The organism is Vibrio sp. 1288 (assembly GCF_033344475.1).
Genome location: NZ_JAWPOX010000096.1, coordinates 1 through 1417 on the forward strand (window position 1 = coordinate 1; position 1417 = coordinate 1417).

Here is a 1417-nt window from a genome sequence, read left to right on the forward strand (position 1 = left end):
GTGTCGCATTCGAGTCAAGCTGGTAACTCACAACTCTGTCTGCACCTTCAATGGTCGTAAACTGGCCATCAATTGAAACTGGGTCGTTTTGGTCTGAACCGATACCAGCCAGATCGTCTTCATCAACACTGATCGCTTCAAAATCCGTTACAACTGGCAATGAGTCAACGATAGTGACTGGCAACGTAATTTTGCTCGTGTCGCCATCAAAATCCGTCGCGATGATGGAAAAGTCCAACGTTAAGGTGTCACTATTTGGAGCATGATCAACAGCCCCTTGCAGTTCAAACGAGTAACTCCCGTCACTGTTTACCTGTAACGTAAATACCGGATTGCCGTTTGCCGTCGCCGTGTAGGTAAAGCTACCGTCGGCATTACTGACTTCGACCAACGTGATAACTTGACCGTTGGAGGTCAAACCGTTTAGCGGGTCTGAACCTGTTTCAAGCTGGTACTGAACCACACCATCTGAGCCTTGCGTGGTCGTGAACTGCCCTTCAACCAACAGTGCGTTTGATTGTCCACCATTCGTAATTAAGTCATTTTCATCCACAGTGAGAGGTACGACATTCTCAATCGTAGGAACGTCATCTTGAATGGTGACAGGCAAAACCATGGTGCTGGTATCGCCATCAAAATCCGTCGCTGTAATAGGGAAATTCAGTGTTAACGCATCACTGCCACTAGCGTGATCGATTGGGCCTTCCAGTGTGAAGTTATAACTGCCATCCGTTTTCACTACCAACGTAAAGACAGGGTTGCCATCTGCTGTCGCAACGTAGCTGAAGCTGCCATCAGGATTGGCAGTCTCTATCAACGTCACTGGATTGCCTTGCGAGGTGAGCCCTGCAACCACATCTACAGAGGTATCTAACTGGTAACTCACCACGCGGTCAGAACCTTGCGTTGTCGTGAAATGACCATCAATCGTAAGTGAATCATTTTGGTCCGAACCGATGTTCGCTAAGTCGTCTTCATCAACACTGATGGCTTCAACATTTGTGATAGTCGGTTGGTCATCGGTAATCGTGACAGGAATAACGGCGGAAGTCGTGTCTCCATCAAAATCGGTCACTGTGATCGGGAAGTTGAGCGTTAAGCTGTCACTGTTTGCTGCGTGGTCAATCGCGCCTTCAAGGGTAAAGTTGTAGCTGCCGTCGGGATTGACGGTCAATGTGAAAACCGGATTTGTCCCTGCTGTTGCCGTATAGGTGAAGCTGCCATCAGAATTAGCCGTTTCCGTCATTGTGACGGCTACGCCTTGTGAGGTTAATCCATCAACAGGTGTCGCATTCGAGTCAAGCTGGTAACTCACGACTCTGTCTGCACCTTCAGTAGTCGTAAACTTGCCATCAATTGAAACTGGGTCGTTTTGGTCTGAGCCAACGTTGACCAGATCGTCTTCATCAACATTGAT

1 protein-coding gene is annotated in these 1417 nt (G+C 48.2%); it reads right to left on the reverse strand.

Features of this window, described 5'->3' with window-relative positions; all coding sequences use genetic code 11:
• On the reverse strand, nucleotides 1-1417 hold a 1417-nt coding region (locus tag R8O11_RS24850), incomplete at both ends, for a VCBS domain-containing protein (RefSeq protein ID WP_318194559.1).